At 39.2% G+C, this 21,967-nt stretch carries 22 protein-coding genes; 8 read left to right on the top strand and 14 right to left on the bottom strand.

What is annotated here, in order from left to right:
* The 6 genes from ACO1O5_RS21015 to ACO1O5_RS21040 all read right to left on the bottom strand — a co-directional run.
* Nucleotides 1-605, bottom strand: a 605-nt coding sequence (locus ACO1O5_RS21015) for an NADH-quinone oxidoreductase subunit H (protein ID WP_486273780.1), incomplete at its 3' end; no start/stop codon positions are given.
* Nucleotides 606-647: 42 nt separating this feature from the next.
* On the bottom strand, nt 648-2,513 hold the full coding sequence (locus ACO1O5_RS21020) for a proton-conducting transporter transmembrane domain-containing protein (RefSeq protein ID WP_486273782.1): 1,866 nt from the start codon (nt 2,511-2,513) through the stop codon (nt 648-650).
* A 216-nt stretch (nt 2,514-2,729) separates the two neighbouring features.
* On the bottom strand, nt 2,730-3,272 hold the full coding sequence (locus tag ACO1O5_RS21025; RefSeq protein ID WP_486273785.1) for a hypothetical protein: 543 nt from the start codon (nt 3,270-3,272) through the stop codon (nt 2,730-2,732).
* Nucleotides 3,253-4,704 carry a Ni/Fe hydrogenase subunit alpha gene (locus tag ACO1O5_RS21030; RefSeq protein ID WP_486273787.1) on the bottom strand — a complete coding sequence of 484 codons (1,452 nt, stop codon included), beginning with the start codon at nt 4,702-4,704 and terminating at the stop codon, nt 3,253-3,255. Before ACO1O5_RS21030 ends, ACO1O5_RS21025 begins: the two co-directional genes overlap by 20 nt.
* 3 nt (nt 4,705-4,707) lie before the next feature.
* Nucleotides 4,708-5,979, bottom strand: a complete 1,272-nt coding sequence (locus tag ACO1O5_RS21035; protein ID WP_486273789.1) for an NADH-quinone oxidoreductase subunit B family protein — start codon at nt 5,977-5,979, stop codon at nt 4,708-4,710.
* Between the two features lie 6 nt (nt 5,980-5,985).
* Nucleotides 5,986-7,749, bottom strand: a complete 1,764-nt coding sequence (locus ACO1O5_RS21040) for an NAD(P)H-dependent oxidoreductase subunit E (RefSeq protein ID WP_486273791.1) — start codon at nt 7,747-7,749, stop codon at nt 5,986-5,988.
* A 536-nt stretch (nt 7,750-8,285) separates the two neighbouring features.
* On the opposite strand from ACO1O5_RS21040, the gene ACO1O5_RS21045 reads away from it, so the two are divergent.
* The 4 genes from ACO1O5_RS21045 to ACO1O5_RS21060 all read left to right on the top strand — a co-directional run bounded on the left by ACO1O5_RS21045 (nt 8,286) and on the right by ACO1O5_RS21060 (nt 11,507).
* A complete protein-coding gene (locus tag ACO1O5_RS21045) occupies nt 8,286-9,218 on the top strand; it encodes an FAD:protein FMN transferase (RefSeq protein WP_486273793.1) in 933 nt (310 codons plus the stop codon).
* 318 nt (nt 9,219-9,536) lie between these two features.
* Nucleotides 9,537-9,986, top strand: coding sequence for a thioredoxin family protein (locus ACO1O5_RS21050; protein ID WP_486273795.1), 450 nt, complete (start codon nt 9,537-9,539; stop codon nt 9,984-9,986).
* A 64-nt stretch (nt 9,987-10,050) separates the two neighbouring features.
* Nucleotides 10,051-10,275: a DUF4266 domain-containing protein gene (locus ACO1O5_RS21055; protein WP_486273796.1), complete on the top strand. Its 225-nt coding sequence runs from the start codon at nt 10,051-10,053 to the stop codon at nt 10,273-10,275.
* A 26-nt stretch (nt 10,276-10,301) separates the two neighbouring features.
* Nucleotides 10,302-11,507, top strand: a complete 1,206-nt coding sequence (locus ACO1O5_RS21060; protein ID WP_486273798.1) for a DUF3570 domain-containing protein — start codon at nt 10,302-10,304, stop codon at nt 11,505-11,507.
* 106 nt (nt 11,508-11,613) lie between these two features.
* On the opposite strand, the gene ACO1O5_RS21065 is transcribed toward ACO1O5_RS21060, so the two are convergent.
* The 8 genes from ACO1O5_RS21065 to ACO1O5_RS21100 all read right to left on the bottom strand — a co-directional run bounded on the left by ACO1O5_RS21065 (nt 11,614) and on the right by ACO1O5_RS21100 (nt 16,308).
* A complete protein-coding gene (locus ACO1O5_RS21065) occupies nt 11,614-12,252 on the bottom strand; it encodes an alpha/beta hydrolase (protein ID WP_486273800.1) in 639 nt (212 codons plus the stop codon).
* A 9-nt stretch (nt 12,253-12,261) separates the two neighbouring features.
* The gene (locus tag ACO1O5_RS21070) at nt 12,262-12,687 is read right to left on the bottom strand and encodes an OsmC family protein (protein ID WP_486273801.1); all 426 of its coding nucleotides are present in this window, start codon (nt 12,685-12,687) and stop codon (nt 12,262-12,264) included.
* A 22-nt stretch (nt 12,688-12,709) separates the two neighbouring features.
* Nucleotides 12,710-13,264: a DsbA family protein gene (locus ACO1O5_RS21075; protein ID WP_486273803.1), complete on the bottom strand. Its 555-nt coding sequence runs from the start codon at nt 13,262-13,264 to the stop codon at nt 12,710-12,712.
* A gap of 3 nt (nt 13,265-13,267) precedes the next feature.
* Nucleotides 13,268-13,567: a GNAT family N-acetyltransferase gene (locus ACO1O5_RS21080; RefSeq protein WP_486273805.1), complete on the bottom strand. Its 300-nt coding sequence runs from the start codon at nt 13,565-13,567 to the stop codon at nt 13,268-13,270.
* A 35-nt stretch (nt 13,568-13,602) separates the two neighbouring features.
* On the bottom strand, nt 13,603-14,538 hold the full coding sequence (locus ACO1O5_RS21085) for a ring-cleaving dioxygenase (protein ID WP_486273807.1): 936 nt from the start codon (nt 14,536-14,538) through the stop codon (nt 13,603-13,605).
* 13 nt (nt 14,539-14,551) lie between these two features.
* Nucleotides 14,552-15,115, bottom strand: coding sequence for a YceI family protein (locus tag ACO1O5_RS21090; RefSeq protein WP_486273809.1), 564 nt, complete (start codon nt 15,113-15,115; stop codon nt 14,552-14,554).
* Between the two features lie 52 nt (nt 15,116-15,167).
* A complete protein-coding gene (locus ACO1O5_RS21095) occupies nt 15,168-15,635 on the bottom strand; it encodes a hypothetical protein (protein WP_486273810.1) in 468 nt (155 codons plus the stop codon).
* A gap of 91 nt (nt 15,636-15,726) precedes the next feature.
* Nucleotides 15,727-16,308 carry a Crp/Fnr family transcriptional regulator gene (locus ACO1O5_RS21100; protein ID WP_486273811.1) on the bottom strand — a complete coding sequence of 194 codons (582 nt, stop codon included), beginning with the start codon at nt 16,306-16,308 and terminating at the stop codon, nt 15,727-15,729.
* 221 nt (nt 16,309-16,529) lie between these two features.
* Between ACO1O5_RS21100 and ACO1O5_RS21105 the strand changes: the two genes are divergently transcribed.
* The 4 genes from ACO1O5_RS21105 (at nt 16,530) to ACO1O5_RS21120 (ending at nt 21,965) form a co-directional block, all read left to right on the top strand.
* The gene (locus ACO1O5_RS21105; RefSeq protein ID WP_486273813.1) at nt 16,530-16,895 is read left to right on the top strand and encodes a hypothetical protein; all 366 of its coding nucleotides are present in this window, start codon (nt 16,530-16,532) and stop codon (nt 16,893-16,895) included.
* Nucleotides 16,896-17,318: 423 nt separating this feature from the next.
* The gene (locus ACO1O5_RS21110) at nt 17,319-18,044 is read left to right on the top strand and encodes a hypothetical protein (RefSeq protein WP_486273815.1); all 726 of its coding nucleotides are present in this window, start codon (nt 17,319-17,321) and stop codon (nt 18,042-18,044) included.
* Nucleotide 18,045: 1 nt separating this feature from the next.
* Entirely contained in the window at nt 18,046-20,829 is a 2,784-nt protein-coding gene (locus ACO1O5_RS21115) for a TonB-dependent receptor (RefSeq protein ID WP_486273817.1), read from the top strand.
* Nucleotides 20,829-21,965 carry a DUF4249 domain-containing protein gene (locus tag ACO1O5_RS21120; protein ID WP_486273818.1) on the top strand — a complete coding sequence of 379 codons (1,137 nt, stop codon included), beginning with the start codon at nt 20,829-20,831 and terminating at the stop codon, nt 21,963-21,965. The genes ACO1O5_RS21115 and ACO1O5_RS21120 overlap by 1 nt, the downstream gene beginning before the upstream one ends.
* The last annotated feature ends 2 nt before the right edge of the window (nt 21,966-21,967 follow it).

Raw genomic sequence — 21,967 nt, forward strand, 5'->3', positions numbered from 1 at the left:
AAAAAAATACCTGAAAATTCCAGTTCCACACCGCCGGTTATTTCCTGGTGTGCTTCAGCAACATCAAATGGAGATTTTTTTAGTTTAATAGGTAAAATCAACAGCAATGCAACAAATGCTAATGGCATTTTAAATAGCAATGGTTCATTAAAACTAAAAATTGAAGAGGCGTCAAAACTCCCGGTAAACATAAACACAGAAACAGCAATTAATATCAACACCGGCTCATAAGCCAGGATGCTAATTGCGGTCCTGTTGGCTCCAAGGTGACTAAAAATGGAGCGGGTACTGTAGCCGGCAAGGATTAGCAGTGAAGTAGATAAAAGGTGAAGGAAGATTACTAAAATTAAATCCCCACCTAATAATAATACTGCCAGCGCAAACCATAAGGACACAAAATGCATGATACCAAGAAAAGCATGCATGGAGTGAACAATCATTCTTCTTTTATCAGCCAGTTTTAAAAAATCATAAAAAGGCTGCAACAAGGGTGGCCCGATTCTTCTTTGCATACGGGCTTTTACTATCCGCTCAAAACCATAAACCAGACCCCCGATCAGCGGTGCCATGAGTATGAGTAAAACCGGAATTAAAACTTCTTTCATGATCAATTATTTTCAGTCAACTAATTTTCATTTTCAACTTCTTTATACAACAGATACTACAATGAGTGCAACAAAAAACAAAACACCAATAACAGAAAAATAAGGTGTGGCTTTATCGGTTGCAAAATAGAATGATGAAAAGGAATAATCTATCTTTTCGCCGCAAGCATATTCTTTTGCCCTGTCCACATTCTTAAATCGTATAAACATCGCCGTTATGATAGTTACCGGTAGCAACAAAAACGCGATTAACAATGGAATTATAGGCAATGTCATGGCGCCGATATGCAATTTCCAGCCATAAGTTGCCACATCAATTGGCACCTGTAACGTTTGAGAGGCGACCGGTACAAAATAATGCGTCATTAAAAAAGGGAAACTCAAAACACTCAAGATTATTAATCCCATTAAAATGAAGATCGTGTCTGAATATAATGGCTTTGTCTTTTCAAATTTAATTACATCCTCGTCGCCTCTTCGTGCAATCAATAACCCCAATACCTTGAAATACAATAAGGATAAAATGGCGCCACCACAGGCTATGGCAACAATAACCAATGCCCCCAGTAGCTTCTGATTTATTGCTAACGCCCCCAATGATTCAATACTAAACCATTTTCCAATAAAGGCTCCAAAGGGCGGAAGCAACAAAGACATAAACCCAATTGATATTACCAATGAAGTGAAAGGCCCGGTTTCTGCCAACCTATCCATGTCTGATGTTTGCTTAAAATGAAATATTCTTTCCAGGATGCCGGCATTCAGAAATAACATGCATTTTGAAAGACCGTGAAAAAATATAAGTGTTAACGCAGCAACTATGGTAACGGGTGTTCCAACCGCTCCCATCATAATCATCAAAGCCAGCAAAGCAATCGTAGAGTGAGCCAATATTCTTTTAAAATTATCCTGCGATAATGCTCCAATGGCTGCGGCAACAAAAACAAAACCCGTCATTGCTATAACTACAGATGCAACAGGCGTTCCCTTTAATGCGGGCGATAAACGCAGTATAATAAATGGTGCAATTTTTACCATGGTGGACGAATGCAACAAGGCACTAACGGGTGTTGGAGCCACCATAGCGCCCAGCAACCATTTACTAAAAGGCATCTGCGCACCTTTTACCAGTGCAGCAACACAAAGCAATGCAAGAGGTAATAAAATACCTGTCGATGATGAATGTGCCAGTACATTGCTGAATGTAGCCGTTCCATATTTGTTATAGATAATGAAAAATATAGCTGCTAAAATAGCAAGGCCGCCAACTTGATTCATCCATAAGGCCGTAAGTGCATTTTTAACAGAGGTTGCGTCTTTTCTGAAACCAATAAATAAGAATGAAGCCAGGGTTGTTAACTCAAAAAACAGGAAAAAATATTCCAGGTTATCTGAAGAAACAATCATGTTCATAACGGCAATGAACCAGAATAAAATGGAGAGAAAATATTTTTTACGAAAGGCGCTGCAATCCTCGCCGTCAATATATTGAATGGAGAATATCGAAATCAATCCACTAATAACATTGATCAAAAGAAACATGAATACGCTCAACTTGTCAACGGTGAATTGCATATCATATTCTTCAGGAATTATTCTAAGTAGATACAGTAGTGTTCCCAGTTGTAAAACAGTCAACAAACCAACAAGCAAGCTTTTTTTACGAATAGCTACGCTTCCAAAGTACAGCAGCAACAATATATCTGCAACAGATACACCTGCGTTCATATAGTGAGGAACGGCAAAATGAAATGCTTCCTTTATTGTTAAAAATAAGTAAAGTGATATTGCCGATAGTACAATGGACGCAGCAATGATCAGTATTCTCGAAAATGTTTTAGGGAGTATTAGCAATAGCGCACTTATGATCGCCGGAGCAACGAATAAGCTAATGATTAAGAAATACATAAAATAGAATTTAACTATCTTAAAAGAAACGCTATATTAGAAAATAACCGAGTCTCCATTTATGATTTTAATCAGCAAAACGAATGATGTAGCCTAGCATCCTGGTCAGTTAATATTCCAAACATTCCAAAATTTACCAACGGGAAAAATGATATGATTTCGATCAATAAAATTTATGACTATTGTCACACGTTAAACCGGGTACGGGCGAAGATATCAGGAAGTTGATCTTGTAATTAACTTTTTTTCAGCCTGAATCCCCTGCTGAACCGATGGTAAAAAATCTTCCAGAAAAAAAGCAATCGCTGATTGCAAATTCTTTTTAGCTTCCTTACTCAAAGAAGTTTTCAGTTCCCAATATAGCCCAGATATCGCCACTGTATACGCCGCCGGTTGTTTATCATAAAGATCGTTTGCCAGGTAAAGAATCGTTTCGGGGCTTTGGATGTGAGACGAAAAAAAATAGTGATTTGCAGGAATGCAGGATTTTACTTCAAACCCATTTTCAAGTACCTCATGTGATGCATCTGCAAAGATCACCTCACTATACCGGGAAATTAATAGCGTATCTTCTACCTGCAATTGATACCGATATTCATAATCAAGAAAATCAAACTTATAACGCTTAAGCATATCCGTAAACTTCCAGCCCAGTCCATCATCTCCCCGGCCACTATTACCGATACCAATAAGAAGAACTTTATTTGACACCTCCCTACAGTTACCGGGAGCTATCGGATCAATCTTTAAATCTTTCATCGATTAACTCCCCCTTATAGTTATACAATTCAGCCTTCAGCGGCATTTTGCCAATTGCCTGTGTAGCACAGCTAAGGCACGGGTCGTAAGCCCTGATAGCAATTTCAACCTGGTTGAGCATGCCATCTGTGATAGTTCCTTTGTTACTAATCACATTGTCGGCAACCCATCTCACGGCGGTGTTCATTGCATCATTATTGTGCGTAGTGGAAACAATAAGGTTACACCGCGTTATCATTCCTTTTTCGTCTACCTCGTAGTGATGTGTAAGCGTGCCACGGGGCGCTTCTATAATTCCTATCCCTTTTAAGCGGCCTACTCCCTTACGCACAAGGTCATCCCCCATAAGTTCGGGATCGTGCAACAACGTTTTCATTTCTTCTGCGCAATGCAGTACCTCGATAAGGCGGGCCCAATGAGAAAATAAAGAACTATTATTAATTTGCTTTCCTGTAAAAGCGAAGTACTCTTGTCTTGCTTTTTCGGCTAAAGGCGTTGGAATAAATTTACACAAATTTATCCGGGCCAATGGCCCCACCCTATTCCACCCCTTCTCTCTTCCTAACTTTTTGAGATAGGGGAATTTCATGTAAGACCATTGTGCAACAGCTTCTGAAAAATAATCTTCGTATACGTCAGTCGAAATATCATCTAATGTAATGTTCCCTTCACTATCGATGGCTCTTAATTTTCCATCATATAATTCTAAACCGCCATCGTCATTTACAGTGCCTAAATGGCCTGAAGGAAATGCCGCGAACTCATCCAAAAACTTCCGGTTCTTTTCATGATACGCTTTCATAAAGTTTACCATCGATAGCGACCATTCTATCATTGTATCAATGTTTTCAATATTTTTTCCATCCAAAAAATATTCTCTTTCTTCCTTAGTGAATGTTTTATAAACGCCGCCCGGCACTGCAAGAATTCCATGAATTCTTTTTCCTGCAATTGCCTTAATTATTTCCTGCCCGAACTTTCTCATCGTAATTCCTTTCAAAGCGAGTTCCCTGTTTTCAATAGCTACCGCTACGATGTTTCTTTTCTCCGCAGGCGCATCTATGCCAAATAATAAATCGGGTGAAGCGAGATAAAAAAAATGCAACGCATGTGACTGAAAAACCTGCCCATAATGCATCAAACGGCGAAGCTTAGACGCAGTTGGTGAAAGATCTTTCGGATCAAGTCCAACAATCTGGTCTATTGCTTTGGCTGCTGCCAGGTGATGACTCACCGGGCAAATACCACATAACCTTTGTACTAGGACAGGCGCCTCCCAATAAGGATGCCCCTGTATAAATCTTTCAAACCCCCTGAACTCCACAATGTGAAAAAAAGAATCTTTCACCTGCCCGTATTCATCAAGATGAATAGTAACCCTGCCGTGGCCTTCCACCCTGGTTACCGGATCTATTGTTATTTTTCTGTTCATTTCTTAATCATATTTAAATTCCGAATAAAGAATGGAATACTCTTCCCCCCAAAGAAGATTTTTTACCACCTTCCATATATAGTTGGCATCAGGCGGACAGCCGGGAATGTAATGGTCGATCTTCACGATCTCGTTACACGCATACACGCGGTCAAGAATTTTTGGAAGATCTTCATGATAAGGTACAATATTGTTTCCGGGCTCGTTGGTAACGCAATTCAGGTAAGCTTCGTCAAGGCATTCACTTAACGGAATGGAATTTCGTAAAGTAGGCAGGCCTCCCCATACTGAACATTCACCCAAAGCAACCAGTATATCGCAATTTTCCCTGAATTTTCTAAGTGTTTCTATATTTTCATCATTACAACAACCTCCTTCAATAATTCCCAGGTGACAACGTGAGGTGAATTCTTTTAAATCGGTCAGGGGTGATTTATCAAAGGTGACCAGTTCGATTAAATCAAGAAGTTCTGCGTCAATGTCAAGCATAGACATATGGCAGCCAAAGCACCCGGCTAAAGAAACGGTGGCTATTTTCTTCTTATTCATTTTGGCCGGTCCTGTAAATTTAGGCTCTTTTACAAAGTACTTGCCTTGAACTGATTCTAAATCAAACTTCCTGTTACCAAATGGCTCTGCGATGCTAACTCCACGCACAATGATAGCGCCCGTTGGGCATATCTTCATTGCTTTGATGGCCTGTTCCTCCGTTAGTTTGGCTTCCTGTTCATAGTCGATTCCCACGAAAGTTTCATTACCCCTGTTTTGATAGGTAAATACTTTTTTACCATCGTCGGTAACCACGTCAACCACGCACCGCAGGCATTTAATGCAGCGGTTGTGTTCCATCACCATCCTCGTCGGTTTAAAGTCGATAATGCGATCTTTAAATAAATGTTGGAAGCGTGTAGAAGAAACGCCCAATTCATATCCCATATGCTGCAGGTCGCAATTGCCGCTTTTTTCACATGCAGGGCAAATATGATTTCCTTCTGCAAACATCATCTCTACCAATGCCTTCCTGGTATCTTTTAGCTCCGCAGTATTTACTTCAACTGTAAGTCCTTCGGTAACTTTTTCCGTACAAGCCGGACCAAATTTTCCGTTGATCTTGCAGGTGCATACCCGGCAGGTTCCCAAAGGCGGTTCTATATGTGGATAATAACATAGCGATGGAATAAAAATACCGTTGTCTTTTGCTACCTGCACCAGGTTTTTCCCCTCTTCAGCCTGGATGCTTTTACTGTCAATTGTTATATTTATCATGTTTGACATAACAGGTCATATTTTATATTCTTCATAATCTTTTGTAGCTGCGTCCATATCAAATTTCAGGTTCAATCCATTATAATCCTTATCAAGCTTTGTTGCAAAGTATTCATGAAATTTGTCCATTGCGTTGACCAGGCTATTGGTAGCAGTTTTACCAAGGCCACACCGGCTTGTGTTTTTCATGATGGTACCCCAGCTTCGTAGTTCTTTCAGGTCAGCTTCATTCGACAAACCATTATCGAGGCGTTCCAGTTTTCTTTGTATGATAAAATTCCCCGCTCTGCATGGTGTACAAATGCCGCAGGATTCATGTTTAAAGAATTCGGAAAAATTCAGCAATACTTTTACGAGATCACGGTGTGTATCAAAAACCATAAATGATCCGCCGCAGCGGATGTCTTTGCCATCGTGCTCGTCGAGCATAGAGATGCGCCGGAATTTTTCCTTCATAGAGATACCTTCTCCCGAGGGGCCGCTTACCTGGATGTAATAGGGATCTTCTGCTTTACACAGTTCCAGTAATTCCCCGATCGTCATGCCCCATTCAATTTCGTATATGCCTGGTAGTTGGCAATCGCCGGAAACACTGATCAGTTTAGTTCCCGGGGAACCGGCGATACCCAGTTTCAAATATTCGTCCGCACCCATCTCAATTATTTTTGCAGCCACGCAAAAAGTTTCTACATTATTTATAATTGTGGGCAATTGCAAATAACCTTTTTCAACAGGGAAAAACCATTTGGTCCTTGGCTCACCCCGCTTACCTTCCAATGATTCAAGCAACGCGGTTTCTTCGCCACACACATAAGAGCCGGCCCCCATTTGTATCCTGATATCAAAATCAAAACCTTTTATGTTACCGCAGTTCTTCCCTAACAAACCTTTGGAATGATATTCTTTTATTGCTTCATCTAGTTTATTTTTCAGCCACCAGTATTCACCACGCAAATAAATAATTCCATATTCTGCTCCTATTGTATATCCCGAAATGATCATTCCTTCAATTAATGATTGGGCTTGAGTGTTCATCAGCACACGGTCTTTAAAAGTACCAGGTTCACCTTCATCGGCATTACACACAACAAATTTTGGAAAGGCTGTTTGCGTCCTCGCCGCTTCCCATTTTTTCCATGTTGGATAGTAGGCACCGCCGCGGCCGGAAAGCTCAGACTTTTTTATTTCTTCAATCACACCTGTTGGTCCCATTTTCTCTATTTTAGCAATCGCTACTCCCGGCGTGAAGTCTTTGAAGAAAACGGTTTTATTTCCCGGAGGAGTATGGCGTATGTTATCATCAGGTGTATCACATATTGATTCGGCAGTTGCACCATTCTTTAATTTCGTAATAATCTCTTTTACCTTAATCGTATTGAGATTAATGAAAGGATAAAAGTTGATTAACGCGGCTGGCTCATGGTCGCTTAATCCGATACAGGGAGTAAGAAAAAGGCCAAAAGTACCTGTTCGGTCAACCGACCCAAATGTTGCCCCGGTTTCTCTTTCCAATGTTTCTTTAATCCGGTTGAAGCCCTTCATATCAGACACTATACTGTTGTTGAGATAGATAGTGTATTTGCCAGTAGGTGTGCGTTGAAAAAAATGATAAAATGAAATTACACCCTCCACTTCAACTTCAGAAATGTTGAATAGTTTGGCGAGCTGTTTTACATTATCGTCATGAATGTATCCATTGTTTCTTTGAAGTTCCCAAAGTTTGTTAAGCATCTGTGTTTGGAGGGGCTCTTCAAATTTTTTTTCATTACCGTTAGTCATCGTTTGAGTTTGGAATTTTATAAGTAAATCGGGCACATGTATTTTCGGTTCTTAAGCCTAATATCCCGGCAGGAAAATTCCTTTTCGGCAATTTTAAACCAGGAGAACAAGTATCCCTTTACGAAAAAATAAAAAGGCTAAATCAAGCTACACATATTCTGATACCTGACAAAAATATTTATTTAATTTGTTTAAGGATATGATTATTGTCATCAGTTCAATGGTGAAAAATCATAATTATTATTAATTCACAAAATGAAAAATCATCTGAAGAATTTGCTGTGGGATCAAATATATCCGTAAGAAAATTTCAATTTGCCTTACCGGGAAAAATCCTTCTTTATTTTAAATATTTGGGCGATAGATAAGAAGCAACCGGTTTCTGCTGCGTTCTTCTATTAACGATGGCTTAACATATTTTTTGCCTGCCGGAAATATGATTGCTCTTTTTGATATTAATTTCGTTCAAACTATTCTTCCAAAAAAATTCAATGCACGTAATTCCATTAAAGAAAACTATCGTTTAATTTATTCACATGACAGAACGCACCGTATTTAAAAAGGCTTTGAAGCTGATGGGCAACCACTTTGAAATTAGTGCCGTTTCTGATAATGAGACGTGGGCCAATGAACGCATAGACGCAGGAATTCGCGAAATACAACGCATAGAAAAATTACTGACGACTTTCAGCGAAGAAAGTGAAACAAGCCTCATTAACCGGTATGCCGGAATGGCGCCGGTTAACGTATCGCGAGAGACTTTTGAACTTATCGAAAGGTCGCTGCGCATTTCAAGAGTTACACAGGGATCATTTGATATTTCGTATGGATCAATAGACAAGCGCTTGTGGAATTTTGATACGAATATGAAAGCACTGCCGGATAAAGAGACGGCAAAAAAAATGGTTCGTCTCATCAACTACAGGAATATTATTCTTGATGATGAAAACAGCACAGTGTTTCTAAAAGAAAAAGGTATGAGGATTGGTTTTGGAGGAATTGGAAAAGGATATGCTGCAGAAAGAGCGAGATATATAATGAAGTCAGAAGGTGTTGACAGCGGAATTGTAAACGCTTCAGGCGATCTCACCACGTGGGGATTGCAACCTAACGGTCAGCCGTGGACGATAGGAATTGCTGACCCCAACCATTCGAATCAACTATTTTCTTACATAAACGTGACCAACATGGCCGTTGCTACCTCGGGAAACTACGAGAAGTTTGTAATGATCAATGGAAAAAAGTATTCACACACAATTGACCCACGTACAGGCCTGCCGGTATCTGGTATAAAAAGTGTAACTATCATTACCCTTAATGCCGAAATTGCGGATGCAATGGCAACACCGGTAATGGTTATGGGCCTTAAAGCAGGAATGAACCTTATCAACCAAATGAAGGACATCGAGGCAATAGTCATAGATGACAATAATGTCGTTTATTCATCGGATAATATCAGGTTTACATAAACCGGCGATCTATCTTTTTAAATGACATTTGTTAAACTATAGAAAAAATTCAATCAATCCGCGGCAAAGAATTAATTACCTGCAGGAATTACTCTTTTCTGGCTGAAGAATTGTTAATCACAGGAAGCAATCGCCGCTCTTGCGGGCTACAAGATTTGGTTAATTAAGTAATTCTTGTGACCCGGAGAGTTGCGAATTACTTTCAGATCTTATCAGACATAAAATAATATTTGTTTGTTAAAAAAAAGTTAGAGGGCATTTAATACCCAACCAAATAAAATAAAAACCATCTTTCAAATTATAGATCACAAAAAACTCATGAAAAAAATACTAGTACTGATGTTTTGCGCAGCTGCGATGTCTTTTTCGCCATGGCAGTCAAATTTTGAAATCGCAAAAAAAATAGCCAAAGAAAAACATGAACTTATTTTATTAAATTTTTCCGGCTCTGATTGGTGCGGCCCATGCATGCGATTGAGAAAAGAAATTTTAGACAATGACGTTTTCATAAAAATGACAGATACTTCGATAGTAATGGTGAATGCGGATTTTCCAAGGAATAGAAAAAACCAATTGGATGCCCAAACAAAAAAACAAAATGATGCCCTTGCAGATAAGTATAATCCAGAAGGCAAATTTCCATATACACTGCTGCTCGATGCTGATGGGAAAGTTTTAAAAGCGTGGGATGGATATCCCGATGAAGGCGTGCAGCAATTTTCAGATGAAGTATTAAATGTTTACTACGCCAATAGATCTGCAAAATAAAAATTAGCTAATAAATTGAATTAGTAACCGGTCGACTTAACGAAGCTTCGAATAAAAACTTAACATGAAAATAAAAGTTTTGAAAAAAATAACACTCGCCTTAACAGCTGTCATTGTATTGGCCTCGTGTGCCAATGTGAAGGAGTACCAAAAAAGCAGGATTAATGATTCTGAAATGATTCTCGGCAACCGCAAAGTGGAAAAAAATGAACTGAATTTTCAATCTTACCGCGAAGGTGCATCGGGCGCTAACGGTGGTAAAACCGGTGGTGGCTGTGGCTGTAACTAATTACAAATTCATCCCTAAAATAATTCATGAAAAAGATTTGCTTAACTCTTGTAGGTATTTATTTAATGATGTTGCATGCCTTTTCGCAATACCAGGATAAGGATACCTCGTTTTATATAGCTAAGCCATTAAAGATTGATGAGGTCAACCTTGTATCCAGTTATTACAACCAGAATGGCAATCACTCGGCAATAACTGGCGGTATCGGCACTGAAAAAGTATCTGACCTTTCAAACGGACTGGAGGTGAAATGGATCGGATGGGATGCAATGCAACGGAAGAACACAATAACGGCGGGCCTTGGGTTTGATCACCACACTTCAGCTTCTTCAGCTTTTGTAAGTAAAACGGGAGCTTCTAAAACAGGCGGTACCCGCATTTATCCTTCACTTAACTGGAATGTTGAAAACGCCAAAAAAGGAACCGGCATGGGATTGGGACTTTATTATTCCAAAGAATATAATTACACTTCTTATGGGCTTGACGCTGAATTTTCAAAGAAGACAAAACACAACGGAGAATTCAATGCAAAATTGAGCGGTTATTTCGATCGGGTTAAATTAATTTATCCTTCAGAATTTGTACAAGAAGTAACAATAACATCGGCTAGCGGTGGTGATGAAAGCAGGTACAAAATCCCCTCAAAACCACGAACTACAGGAACTTTATCGTTATCGTTTTCGCAGGTTATTAATAAGCGCCTGGAAGGAGTTCTTCTATTGGATGGTGTTGCCCAAACCGGGTATCTTGGTTTGCCTTTCCACAGGGTATACTTCCAGGATGGCACGGATAATGTTGAAAAACTTCCCTCGAACCGGTTAAAATTACCAGTGGGCATTCGCCTGAATTATTTCCTTGGCGATAAAATTATTTTACGATCGTATTACCGGTATTATGCTGATACCTGGGGAATACAGTCGCACACGGCAAGCCTGGAAGTTCCGGTTAAGATCACACCTTTTATTTCCGTGGCGCCATTTTACAGGTACTATACACAAACGGCCGCATACTATTTTGCGCCATTCGAAAAGCATGTCTCAACAGAATCATATTACACGAGCAATTATTCGCTGTCAGCATTTAATAGCCAGTTTTATGGAGTGAATTTTCGAATTGCTCCACCTAAAGGCGTTTTCAAAGGGTTGAATGCTCTTGAGGTGCGATATGGGCATTACACACAAACGACAAGTCTTGTGTCAGACGTAATTTCAGTAAACTTTAAGTTTAAATAGCAGTCGACAGGTTTTAAACTAACGGTAATAGCTAGCCTGTTTTCAATAAGACCAGGAAGCCCGCCTATTTCTCAAAGTAGTCTTTAAGGCGGTATTTACAATTATTTTAGGAATTAAAGACAAGTGTATTGGCCAGGTCAATTTCATCTTTTGAAATCGTGTGTCCCATCCCGTTATACAACTTTTGTGTAACAACGGCATTCATATCTTTTAGAATTTTTGTTGACTCGTGAACCCGTTCAACAGGCACGTGGGGATCCGGGTTACTGCTCCCAATGAAAACAGGTGTTTTATTAAAGTCGCCGGTATAGTTGTTCTTATCAATAGTTTCCCCAATTAAGCCGCCGGTGAATGCTACCACGCCCCCGTATTTCATGGCATTTCTTGCCACGTACTCCAGCGTTAAACAAGCACCTTGTGAGAACCCTAAAAAATAAATATTTTCTGCGGTTATTCCGGCGGCGTTAATGTCGCTAACAAGATCTTTCACTACCTGCAAAGAAGATGACAACCAGGGTTCGTTTTGCGAGACCGGTGCAATAAAGGAATAGGGATACCATGTATTATTTGTTGCTTCGGGAGCGAGCAATGCAAAATCAGCTACCTGCAAATAGTCGGCAAGAGAAAGGATATCATGAGCATTAGCTCCACGTCCATGGATCATAATTAAAGCCCTTTCTGCTTCTTCCAGCTTTTTACCGGAACTGAGTATTTTCTTTGTATGTAATTTAGTTGTGTCAGTCATCATCAAAAACTATAAAGCACTTTCCTGTACCAATGTTGTAATTATTTCAGTGGGCCGCTCCAGAAGTTTATGAAGCGGGCACGACCTGGCTATAACTTCCAATCTTTTAATTTGCTCTTCATCAAGGCTTCCAGCAAAGCTAAGCTCGCAAACAAAGCTGTCCGACACCGGCTGGCTTTGTGTATTTTTTACGAGGTCTACTTTTACTTTTATTTCCTCTATTTGCCAACCTTTGCGCTGCGCATACATACGCAATGTAATTGCCTTACACGATGCCAATGCTGCACATAAATAATCCCCCGGCGCCGGGCCCAAATCTTCTCCGCCCTTTTCCATAGGTTCATCCACGAGGAGATCGTGCTGGTTGATACTAACATCTGACGTATACTGGTTACCGTTATTAGTAACTTCTGCAGTTGCGATTACTTTGCCCATGTTTTATTTTTAGAGATCCGTCTTATGCCGCCTTCCGTATTTTCTTCTTCTTTAATGCATCATTGATAAATGCTGTTAATGATTTTGCCGTAATATTTCCTTCAAGTCTTTCACCATTCACGAAAAATGCAGGAACATCCCTTACACCGAGATCAATTCCATGTTTTAAATCATCCTGCACAAACCATCCATATTTGCTATTGATTAAATCATTTAAAAATGACTTGTTGGTAATGCCAATTTCTTTCGCGTATGATTTAAGTGTGATGGTGCCCAGGTGACGACGGTTGTTAAGAAGCATTTCATGCATCTCTAAGAATTTACCTTCCTGTGCGGCGCCAATGGCTGCTTCAGCGGCTTTATGTGCCCGTTGATGAATCCTTACCAGGGGAAAATGCCTGAAATTAAAATTTACTTTCCCTTCAAATGTTTGCATAATGCCTTTGAACCATTCGTGAACCTGTGCACATTTTTCGCTTTCATAATCTACAAATTCCATAATGCTAACCGGTGCATCTGCATTGCCAATTATTATGTCTTTTGGTTCTATTACCGGTATTTCTTCTTTCTTATGCATATCTCAATTTTTTTTATTTTTCCATATATCGCTGTATTCATCGGGATGTCTTAAAAACTGCGCATGAACACAAGGACAAAGTGCAATAACTTCTAAATTGTTTTTTCTTGCATATTCAACCATAGCAACAAGCAATTTTTTTGCCAACCCTTTACCCTCGGCCTTGGGCAACACTTCCGTATGATACACGGTAAGTTGGTTGCCTGAGACACCTATGTTCATCTCTGCAACCTTTTCCTCTCCTTCGGATATAGAAAAATATCCACATCCATTCTTCTTCAAATTCAATTGTGCTTCATCCATCATATATAATTTCAGTTAACCAGGTTTACACATTTCTAACCGAGCGCCGGCAACACTTTTTCGATTTCCTTTCTTGAGCCCTCGTATTGCCGCGGCAATTTTAAATGTGTTCCCAACTCACTCAACGCTTCATCTCTTGTAAAACCGGGATTATCGGTCGCTAATTCAAACAATACACCGCCGGGTTCCCGAAAATAGAGTGAGAAGAAATAATCCCGGTCAATTTTTTGGGTGATGTTTAAACCAATACGCTCAATCTTTTCCCGGTAATCCATCAATATATTATCATCCTTTACCCTGAAGGCAACGTGATGATTGGTTCCTGCAGCAACGATACCATGGGCTACAGATGGTGCTTCAATTATATCAATAATTGATGCATTACCGATTGCGTCTGTGGTGAACCGATAGTTAATACCATCTTGTTTAGTTAATTGATATCCTAAAATATCAGTTAAAATTTTTGCGGTAGGTGTTACGTTTTTCAGCATTAAGGTAATGCTGTGAAAGCCTTTCGTTGCTGAATTTGCTTTTACTTCGTCAGTTTCCCATGGTGTCCTGCTATCCGGGACTGACGGTGCCACTAATTTTATTTTTAAGCCATCGGGGTCCCTGAATGAAAGATATTTTTCGCCAAATTTTTCTTCTATTTCATCATGTTTTACCTGGTAATGCTTCAACCGATCGGACCAAAATCCGAGGCTATCTAACGGTACCGAATAACCGATTTCTGTAGCCATCCCTGTACCCGCAGTTCCCTGCCTCATCCCTTCCCAGGGAAAGAAAGTGAGGATACTTCCGGGCGTACCTTTTTCATCGCCAAAATAGAAATGATAGGTGCCGGGGTCATCAAAATTAACTGTCTTTTTTACCAACCGCAACCCCAGAATTTTTGTATAAAATTCCAGGGTTCTTTTGGCATTTCCGGCAATAGCCGTTATGTGATGTAGTCCTAATATTCTGTCTTCCATTTTATACCTCCTGTTATGCGGGTTGTTCTTCTGCAACTAATTTCCGAACTTGCTTTACCAATTGAATTTCCGCATTTATTTTTATTTCATCACTCAAAACTACGCTGCCTGTTTCGGTAACAGTGCCCCAACTTAATCCAAAGTCTTTCCTGTTTAATTTCCCGGTCACGGTAAAGCCTGCTTTTGTTTGACCGTAAGGATCCTGAACAATACCCCCAAATTCTACCTTCAATGTTAAGGGCCTCGTTACTCCGTGCATGGTCAATTCGCCTGAAATACTTCCTTCGTCATCATTAACATCATATTTATTACCCACGAATTTCAACTGAGGAAATTGTTCAACATTAAAGAAATCTGCAGATTTTAAATGACCATCACGTTGTTCATTATTAGTAGTGATGGAATCAACGTCGGCGGTGAACTCAAGATTTTTAACTGAACTAAAATCTTCGGTACCGGTCTCGGCTATCACGTTAAATTTTTTAAAGTGACCCGTAACGGTTGAGATCATAAGGTGTTTTACTTTGAAGACTACTTCGCTGTGAATCGGGTCCAATGCCCATTTAGTGTTTGCCATAATTTAAATTTTAAATGATTATATTTTTTTTGTTTATTAATTGATTCGTTTATTAAGTTTTGCTTCGTTTTAGAGTATCCAGGATTTCAGAAACTTCCCTTATGGCGTCATGGTCCTTGCTACAAACTGAACTTTCCGACGATTCTCGTGTATTAACCAACGTTATGACCTTTGAGTACTCCATCAAATTTTCCAGCTCAATATTTTCATGATCTGAAAAATTTACTACCGGCTTTTGTGTAGCCACTTCCTTGATCAATTCAGCCACTTCTTTTTGCTCACTACACGACACATCAAGAATGATTACGTCCGCCTCCCAACAACCATCCCTCAAACAATTCACCACTTCAAACTCAAGAGCGGGATGCTTTACTTGTATTTTTGCCGAAAGTTGAGCCAATTGATTTGGTTCTTTCTCCAACAACAGTAACCGATATGGTTCTCCCAAAAGCTTATCAACAACAGCGGATGTCTTTTGTTCGGTTGATGCGATAATTGCTACTGTTTTTTTTGCCGCCATAGCTCTTTTTTTTACAACACAAAGCTACGCTCACAAGAGGGAGTGTTCCATTGCGATAGGATAATAAATTGTATTGATCTATGTCAACAGATTATTTACGTGCAGCCATCTGGCCACGAATACGACTAAGCGTTTCCCGTGTAATACCCAGGTAAGAGGCGATCATATGTTGCGGAACCCGCTGAAGGCATCCGGGAAAATTATTCATGAGGTTCGTATATTTTTCTTCTGCCGTCTCACTCAATGTACCCATCAACCTTCTTTGAGTTGCAATTAAATTGTTTTGAATAAGAATACGAAAATACCGTTCAAATTTTGGCACCTTTTCAAATAAAATATCCATAGAAGGTTTCGTAATTAATAACAACTCACAATCTTCAAGTGCTTCAATATTGAAGTTGGAAGGATTTTCAGTAATAAAACTATAAATATCTCCAATCCACCAGCCTTCGAAGGCAAATTGCAGGATGTGTTCGGTTCCTTTATCATCAATTGTATAAGAACGCAGCAGGCCTTTTGAAACAAAAGTATTGTATTTACATACGTCGCCTTCCTGCAAAAGATATTGCCGCTTCCTTAATTTTTTTGGGACAAAAAGTGTTTTGCAAAAATTAAATTCTTCATCAGAAATCGCAATCAACTCCGATATTTTTTTATGCAACAGTTCGTACATGCAGCGCTTTTTAAGTAAGCAAAATAAAGCATTAAAAATCTTATTACTGCCAGTTAATTTATCAAACTCACGCAACATTAATTTTTAAAAGTTAATCTGCACAACTTAGAATATCCGTTCTAAATAAGCTGTAATATCACGCTTAATTAATAAAGACATTTAAATAAAGTAACTGAAATTTTGCTACTTTTAATTCTTCATTATTATTTAAAACGAAATTTATGTTTGATCAAATCCTTGAATTAGTAAAAGAACATTTAGGTAATAATCCTGAGATCACAGCAAATGTTCCTGCTGACCAGCAAGATGCGTTGCACAATGAAATCGCCAACCATGTAGCGAATAGTTTATCAACACAACCAGCCGCGGAGAGTGGCGTTGGTGGCATGTTTGGCGGCCTGTTATCTAAACTTGAAAGTGGCATGGCGTCCGGAAGTCCGGTTACAAGCGCCATCGAAGGCGGCCTGGTAAGCAGCCTTGCCAGCAAGTTTGGGCTACCACCATCAGTTACGGGAGCAATTGCCGGGGCACTGCCGGGATTATTACAAAAATATGCTGCCAAGTCGCAGGGTACTACAAACCAATAAAAGGCACATAATGCTATACTGCTTAATGATTTTATTTTTTAGGCAGTTGCAAAAGTATTTATTGAGATTGTGAAGATTGTATTGAATAAGAGGCAGCGAGCCTGCTTCTCATCTGTATTATTTTCACTTTTTTTATTCCGGATCGTTTTTCTGGAATATTCGGCAGTTATATCACTGTTAATTTAGCTGGATTTTATTTTTAGGAATACACTAAACCGTTTTAATTGTAGTGCTGCGGGTTAGTATTATTATAGCTCAATGATGTATTATTATAACTTACTTTCATATTATTTAGACTAATTTGAATTTAATATTACGCCTGATCAGTATATTAGCTAATGCTTATTTGCAGGCCGGAATTTGCGAAAGAAAAAAATGCCTGCAACCGCTTCAACAAAAAGGTTGATTTAATCAAATAATGTAATGAAGTTTTTTGTAGTCCTGATACCCTGGTTATTTTCCCTAACTGCTTCTTATTCTCAAGGCGCAAAGCCAGATTCCATTATTAATATACAGGTGAAGAATGCAGTTGATCTTTACAATACTTACACAGGAGGTAATGCGCTAATATATAACGGAAAAGAATACCTGTACTATCATTTTATTATGGAAGGTGACCCTTTTTTTATATCGGTTAACCTCTCAAATGGCTGGGTAGGCTACGCAGGGCGTGTATACGTACCCGTTAGGTTAGGGTACGACATCCATAGGAACCAGGTAACTATTGCAAGTACCGACAATTTTGCAAGAATAGTTTTGCAAAATGAACTGGTGGACAGCTTTTATTTTTCAGGGCACACTTTCATAAGTTTAAAGGAAGATTATAAACAAAACCTGAATACTACAGGATTTTATGATTTGCTGTACAATGGACATATGAAGCTTTTATCGAGAAGAGTCAAACTAATGGAAGATGTTATTAAAGATAATACAGTTGTACACGTATTCACGGAAAAGGATCGTTTTTATATTCACAAAAATGGTTTGTATTACCTGGTGAGTAACAAGAAAGAAGTCCTTCGTCTTTTTACTGACAAACAACAAAAGGTAAAAAAAATGTTACGGCGTGCGCACACTAAAATCAAGCGAAAGAACTTTGAAACCAGCGTGCAAAAAGCGGTAGAATTTTATGACCAACTAACGAATTAAAATGAAAAAAGGATTCTGTTTAGTTTTTTCCTTTATTGTATTATTTGCCTGCCAGGAACTTGTCGCCCAGGAACAGCACCGTGACTTCATTACGCTTGATCTCCATGAAATTTCTTTTGGAGAATTTATTAAAAAAATAGAAGCCCAGACTCGCTATCATTTTTATTACGACCCAACCTTATTTGACAGCGCTACTATTACCATTTCTGTTAAGGACGTTCATTTACCACCTATATTGGATAAAGTGCTCGGTAGCGATAGTTGCTTTTATACTATTGATAAGGATGACGAAGTGTTTATTACTAAAGGATTTGCCCTTACAACCGATCTTCCTTACGGTTTTTTTAACGGAGAAAAAGATACCAGGAAAATTATTGCCAGGAGCGACTCAGGAGTTATGGTTTATATGAACCATCAAAAAGCAACAAAGGCCGATATGTTAGCTGAAAATAAATTATATGATATCGGAATTAAAAGAAATGAAGCGCCCAAAGGCAAAGTAAATATTGCAGGTTACATCCGACAATCAGAAACAGGTGAATCGATTTCCGGAGCACTCATATATATTGATCATCCGCACATCCAGGTAAACAGCGATCAATTTGGATATTATTCAATGACCTTACCTGCGGGCCGGCATACCCTAAATATAATTGCCCCCGGCATGTTTGATGCAAAAAGGCAGGTGATGCTTTATTCAGATGGTAAGTTTGATGTTGCCGTAAACAACAAGGTTTTACAGTTAAGAGAAGTAGTGGTGGAAGCCGGAAAAGAAAAGAACGTGCGCAGTACAAGCATGGGAATTGATAAAATGAATATGACCGAAATCAAGCAAATTCCTTCTGTGTTAGGAGAGGCAGATGTATTAAGAGCAGTGCTTACGTTACCTGGTGTAAAATCGGTGGGTGAAGCAAGCACCGGCTTAAATGTGAGAGGCGGCGCAACCGATCAAAATTTAATTTTGTTCAACGGCCTTAATATCTATAATCCATCACACCTGTTTGGTTTCTTCTCGGCTTTTGACCCGGATGTAATAAAGGATGTAACGTTATATAAGAGCAGCGTTCCTGTAAAGTACGGTGGAAGAATATCTTCAGTGCTTGATATCACTTCCCTGGATGGCAACGATAAAAAGTTGTCAGGATCAGCAGGCATCGGACCGCTGACGGGTAAGGTAACTCTTGAAGGCCCTCTGTTTGACAGCACCACAACATTCGTGGCAGGTGTAAGAACTACTTATTCCAGCTGGATACTTAAATTATTACCGAAGGATTACGAGAAAAGCAACGCTTCTTTCCAGGATGGCACTTTACATATTAACCATAAAATAAACAGCAAAAACAATGTTTATATAAACGGATATATTAGTGGCGATAAATTTGATTTAAACAGCGACACCAATTACCAGTACCACAATAAAAATGCAAATATTAACTGGAAGCACAATTTTACAAATCGCTTTTATGGTGTACTCTCTGCAGGCATTGATCATTATGATTACCGGGTGGCCAACACCGGAGATTCGGTTAATGCCTATAAGTTGAAATTCGGCATCAATCAATTCAAATCAAATCTTGATTTTAGTTATTTCCTAAATAACAAACACACATTGTCGTTCGGGCTTAGCGGCCTCTATTACGATGTACATTCCGGGGCACTTAATCCGTTGGGTAATGCATCTCTTATAATTGCGGATACGGTAGAGGCCGAACATGCGTTGGAAAGCGCTGTTTATCTCGGAGACCAGTTTAATGTATCCCCTAAATTTTCAATTAATGGCGGCATCAGATTTTCCTTATTCAACTACCTTGGGGCAAAACATGTAAATTCTTATGCCCCGGATTTGCCAAAAAACGAAGGCAATATTCTGAGCACGAATTACTATCCCTCCGGCAAAACAATTAAAACTTATTCCGGTCCGGAATTCAGACTGTCTGCAAGGTATTCGATATCAGAAAATACTTCTATAAAGGCATCGGCTAACAGCCTTCGGCAATACATTCATTTGCTCACAAATACAACCACCATTTCACCGACCGATGTGTGGAAATTAAGTGACCCCAACCTGCAGCCGCAACTTGGAATGCAGTATGCGCTGGGGTTGTATAGAAATTTTAAAAACAATACTATAGAAACATCGGTAGAAGTATATTACAAATCGTTTACTCATTACCTGGATTATAAAAGTGGCGCCGTGCTGGTATTGAATCATCACATCGAAACGGATGTTATCAATACTAACGGCAAAGCTTATGGCGTAGAACTGCTGATAAAAAAATCTACGGGTAAAATCAATGGATGGTTCAGCTACAACTATTCCCGTTCTTTATTGAAACAGGATGATCCTTATGCCGGTGAAACGATTAATAACGGTAACGAGTATCCCAGCAATTTTGATCAGCCCCATAATTTTACATTGATTGGAAATTTTCGTTTCACCCATCGTTTCAGTGTTTCACTCAATGCAGTTTATAGCACAGGCAGGCCAATTACGTTGCCAATAGCCGAATATGATTATGCCGGATCTGTAAGAGTTATTTACTCCGATAGAAATGCATACAGGATCCCAAACTACTTCCGTGCAGATCTTTCCATGAATCTGTTAGGCAATCATAAGATATACCAGTTAACACACAACTCGTGGACGCTGGGTATATACAATCTGTTGGCAAGAAGAAATGCATATTCAGTTTATTTCATTTCGCAGAATGGTAACATACATGGCTATAAATTATCCATTTTCGGAACTGCTATACCCTTTTTAACTTATAATATTCACTTCTGATGAAAAAAATAATTTTTCCGTGGGAGATAATAACCTACGGCATATTGCTCCTGTTCTTTTCGAAGTGCAAAGACCCTTATAATCCAGCGGTATTATCATCCAATAGCAATTACCTTGTGGTGGAAGGTTTTATAAATGGCGATGGATTAACTTCTATAAAACTAAGCCGTACCAGGAATATTACATCGGGAGACACTGCTACGCATGTGAATGAGCTAAATGCTATTGTCGCAATCGAAGATCAAAGTAATGCGACATATCCACTTACTGAAGAGGGCAATGGAATTTATACAGTGACTACTTTTTTAAATCCAGCCAACAGGTATCGTTTGCATATTCATACATCGGGTAATAAAGAATATGTGTCAGATTATGTACCCTATAAACAAGCGCCGCCAATAGACAGCCTCGATTGGAATTTTAAGGATAACGATGTCCAGGTATATGTGAATACACATGATCCTCAAAATGCAACAAGGTATTATCGTTGGAGTTACACAGAAACATGGGAATTCCATTCTGCTTTTTATTCCAACTTACAATATGATGTTCCTTCCGCATCTTTACTTCCAAGATACGACCAAATATTTGCGTGTTGGCCGTCCCGAAATTCAACAAATATACTTTTGGGTTCATCAGCGAAATTAAGTCTCGATGTTATTCATGAAGCGCCATTGGTTCTCATTCCTTTTCATGATAGCCGGATAAGTGTTTTGTACAGCATATATGTCACGCAATATGCACTTGATTCGATCGCGTATAATTATTGGCAGGCAATTAAAAGTAATACAGAAGACGTAGGATCTATTTTTGATCCGCAGCCCAATCAAACCAAAGGAAATATTCATTGTGTGACTGATACCTCCGAAACAGTTATTGGTTATATAGGCGCAGGAAGTACGTCCAGCCTTCGGTTATTCATTAGCAGGGTGGACATGCCTTCCAACTGGAACCTAGCCTCTGCCTGCGTTACGATTAAAGTTACCTCAGATAGCCTGGAATACTATTTTCATCAAAAGCCTTATATCCCGATAGACGTAATCGACCCCCGTGGGGTATATAGTGGAGGAGATTATTCATGTGTAGACTGCAGATCCAGCGGAGGGCCCAACGTAAAGCCAGGTTACTGGCCATAAAA

Source organism: Ginsengibacter sp., from assembly GCF_057362405.1.

Coding starts and splice junctions, on each gene's coding strand:
- ACO1O5_RS21020 (WP_486273782.1), bottom strand. CDS start 2,513: ATGTATTTCTTAATCATTAGCTTATTCGTTGCTCCGGCGATCATAAGT.
- ACO1O5_RS21025 (WP_486273785.1), bottom strand. CDS start 3,272: ATGAAAGATTTAAAGATTGATCCGATAGCTCCCGGTAACTGTAGGGAG.
- ACO1O5_RS21030 (WP_486273787.1), bottom strand. CDS start 4,704: ATGAACAGAAAAATAACAATAGATCCGGTAACCAGGGTGGAAGGCCAC.
- ACO1O5_RS21035 (WP_486273789.1), bottom strand. CDS start 5,979: ATGTCAAACATGATAAATATAACAATTGACAGTAAAAGCATCCAGGCT.
- ACO1O5_RS21040 (WP_486273791.1), bottom strand. CDS start 7,749: ATGACTAACGGTAATGAAAAAAAATTTGAAGAGCCCCTCCAAACACAG.
- ACO1O5_RS21045 (WP_486273793.1), top strand. CDS start 8,286: ATGACAGAACGCACCGTATTTAAAAAGGCTTTGAAGCTGATGGGCAAC.
- ACO1O5_RS21050 (WP_486273795.1), top strand. CDS start 9,537: ATGAAAAAAATACTAGTACTGATGTTTTGCGCAGCTGCGATGTCTTTT.
- ACO1O5_RS21055 (WP_486273796.1), top strand. CDS start 10,051: ATGAAAATAAAAGTTTTGAAAAAAATAACACTCGCCTTAACAGCTGTC.
- ACO1O5_RS21060 (WP_486273798.1), top strand. CDS start 10,302: ATGAAAAAGATTTGCTTAACTCTTGTAGGTATTTATTTAATGATGTTG.
- ACO1O5_RS21065 (WP_486273800.1), bottom strand. CDS start 12,252: ATGACTGACACAACTAAATTACATACAAAGAAAATACTCAGTTCCGGT.
- ACO1O5_RS21070 (WP_486273801.1), bottom strand. CDS start 12,687: ATGGGCAAAGTAATCGCAACTGCAGAAGTTACTAATAACGGTAACCAG.
- ACO1O5_RS21075 (WP_486273803.1), bottom strand. CDS start 13,264: ATGCATAAGAAAGAAGAAATACCGGTAATAGAACCAAAAGACATAATA.
- ACO1O5_RS21080 (WP_486273805.1), bottom strand. CDS start 13,567: ATGGATGAAGCACAATTGAATTTGAAGAAGAATGGATGTGGATATTTT.
- ACO1O5_RS21085 (WP_486273807.1), bottom strand. CDS start 14,538: ATGGAAGACAGAATATTAGGACTACATCACATAACGGCTATTGCCGGA.
- ACO1O5_RS21090 (WP_486273809.1), bottom strand. CDS start 15,115: ATGGCAAACACTAAATGGGCATTGGACCCGATTCACAGCGAAGTAGTC.
- ACO1O5_RS21095 (WP_486273810.1), bottom strand. CDS start 15,635: ATGGCGGCAAAAAAAACAGTAGCAATTATCGCATCAACCGAACAAAAG.
- ACO1O5_RS21100 (WP_486273811.1), bottom strand. CDS start 16,308: ATGTACGAACTGTTGCATAAAAAAATATCGGAGTTGATTGCGATTTCT.
- ACO1O5_RS21105 (WP_486273813.1), top strand. CDS start 16,530: ATGTTTGATCAAATCCTTGAATTAGTAAAAGAACATTTAGGTAATAAT.
- ACO1O5_RS21110 (WP_486273815.1), top strand. CDS start 17,319: ATGAAGTTTTTTGTAGTCCTGATACCCTGGTTATTTTCCCTAACTGCT.
- ACO1O5_RS21115 (WP_486273817.1), top strand. CDS start 18,046: ATGAAAAAAGGATTCTGTTTAGTTTTTTCCTTTATTGTATTATTTGCC.
- ACO1O5_RS21120 (WP_486273818.1), top strand. CDS start 20,829: ATGAAAAAAATAATTTTTCCGTGGGAGATAATAACCTACGGCATATTG.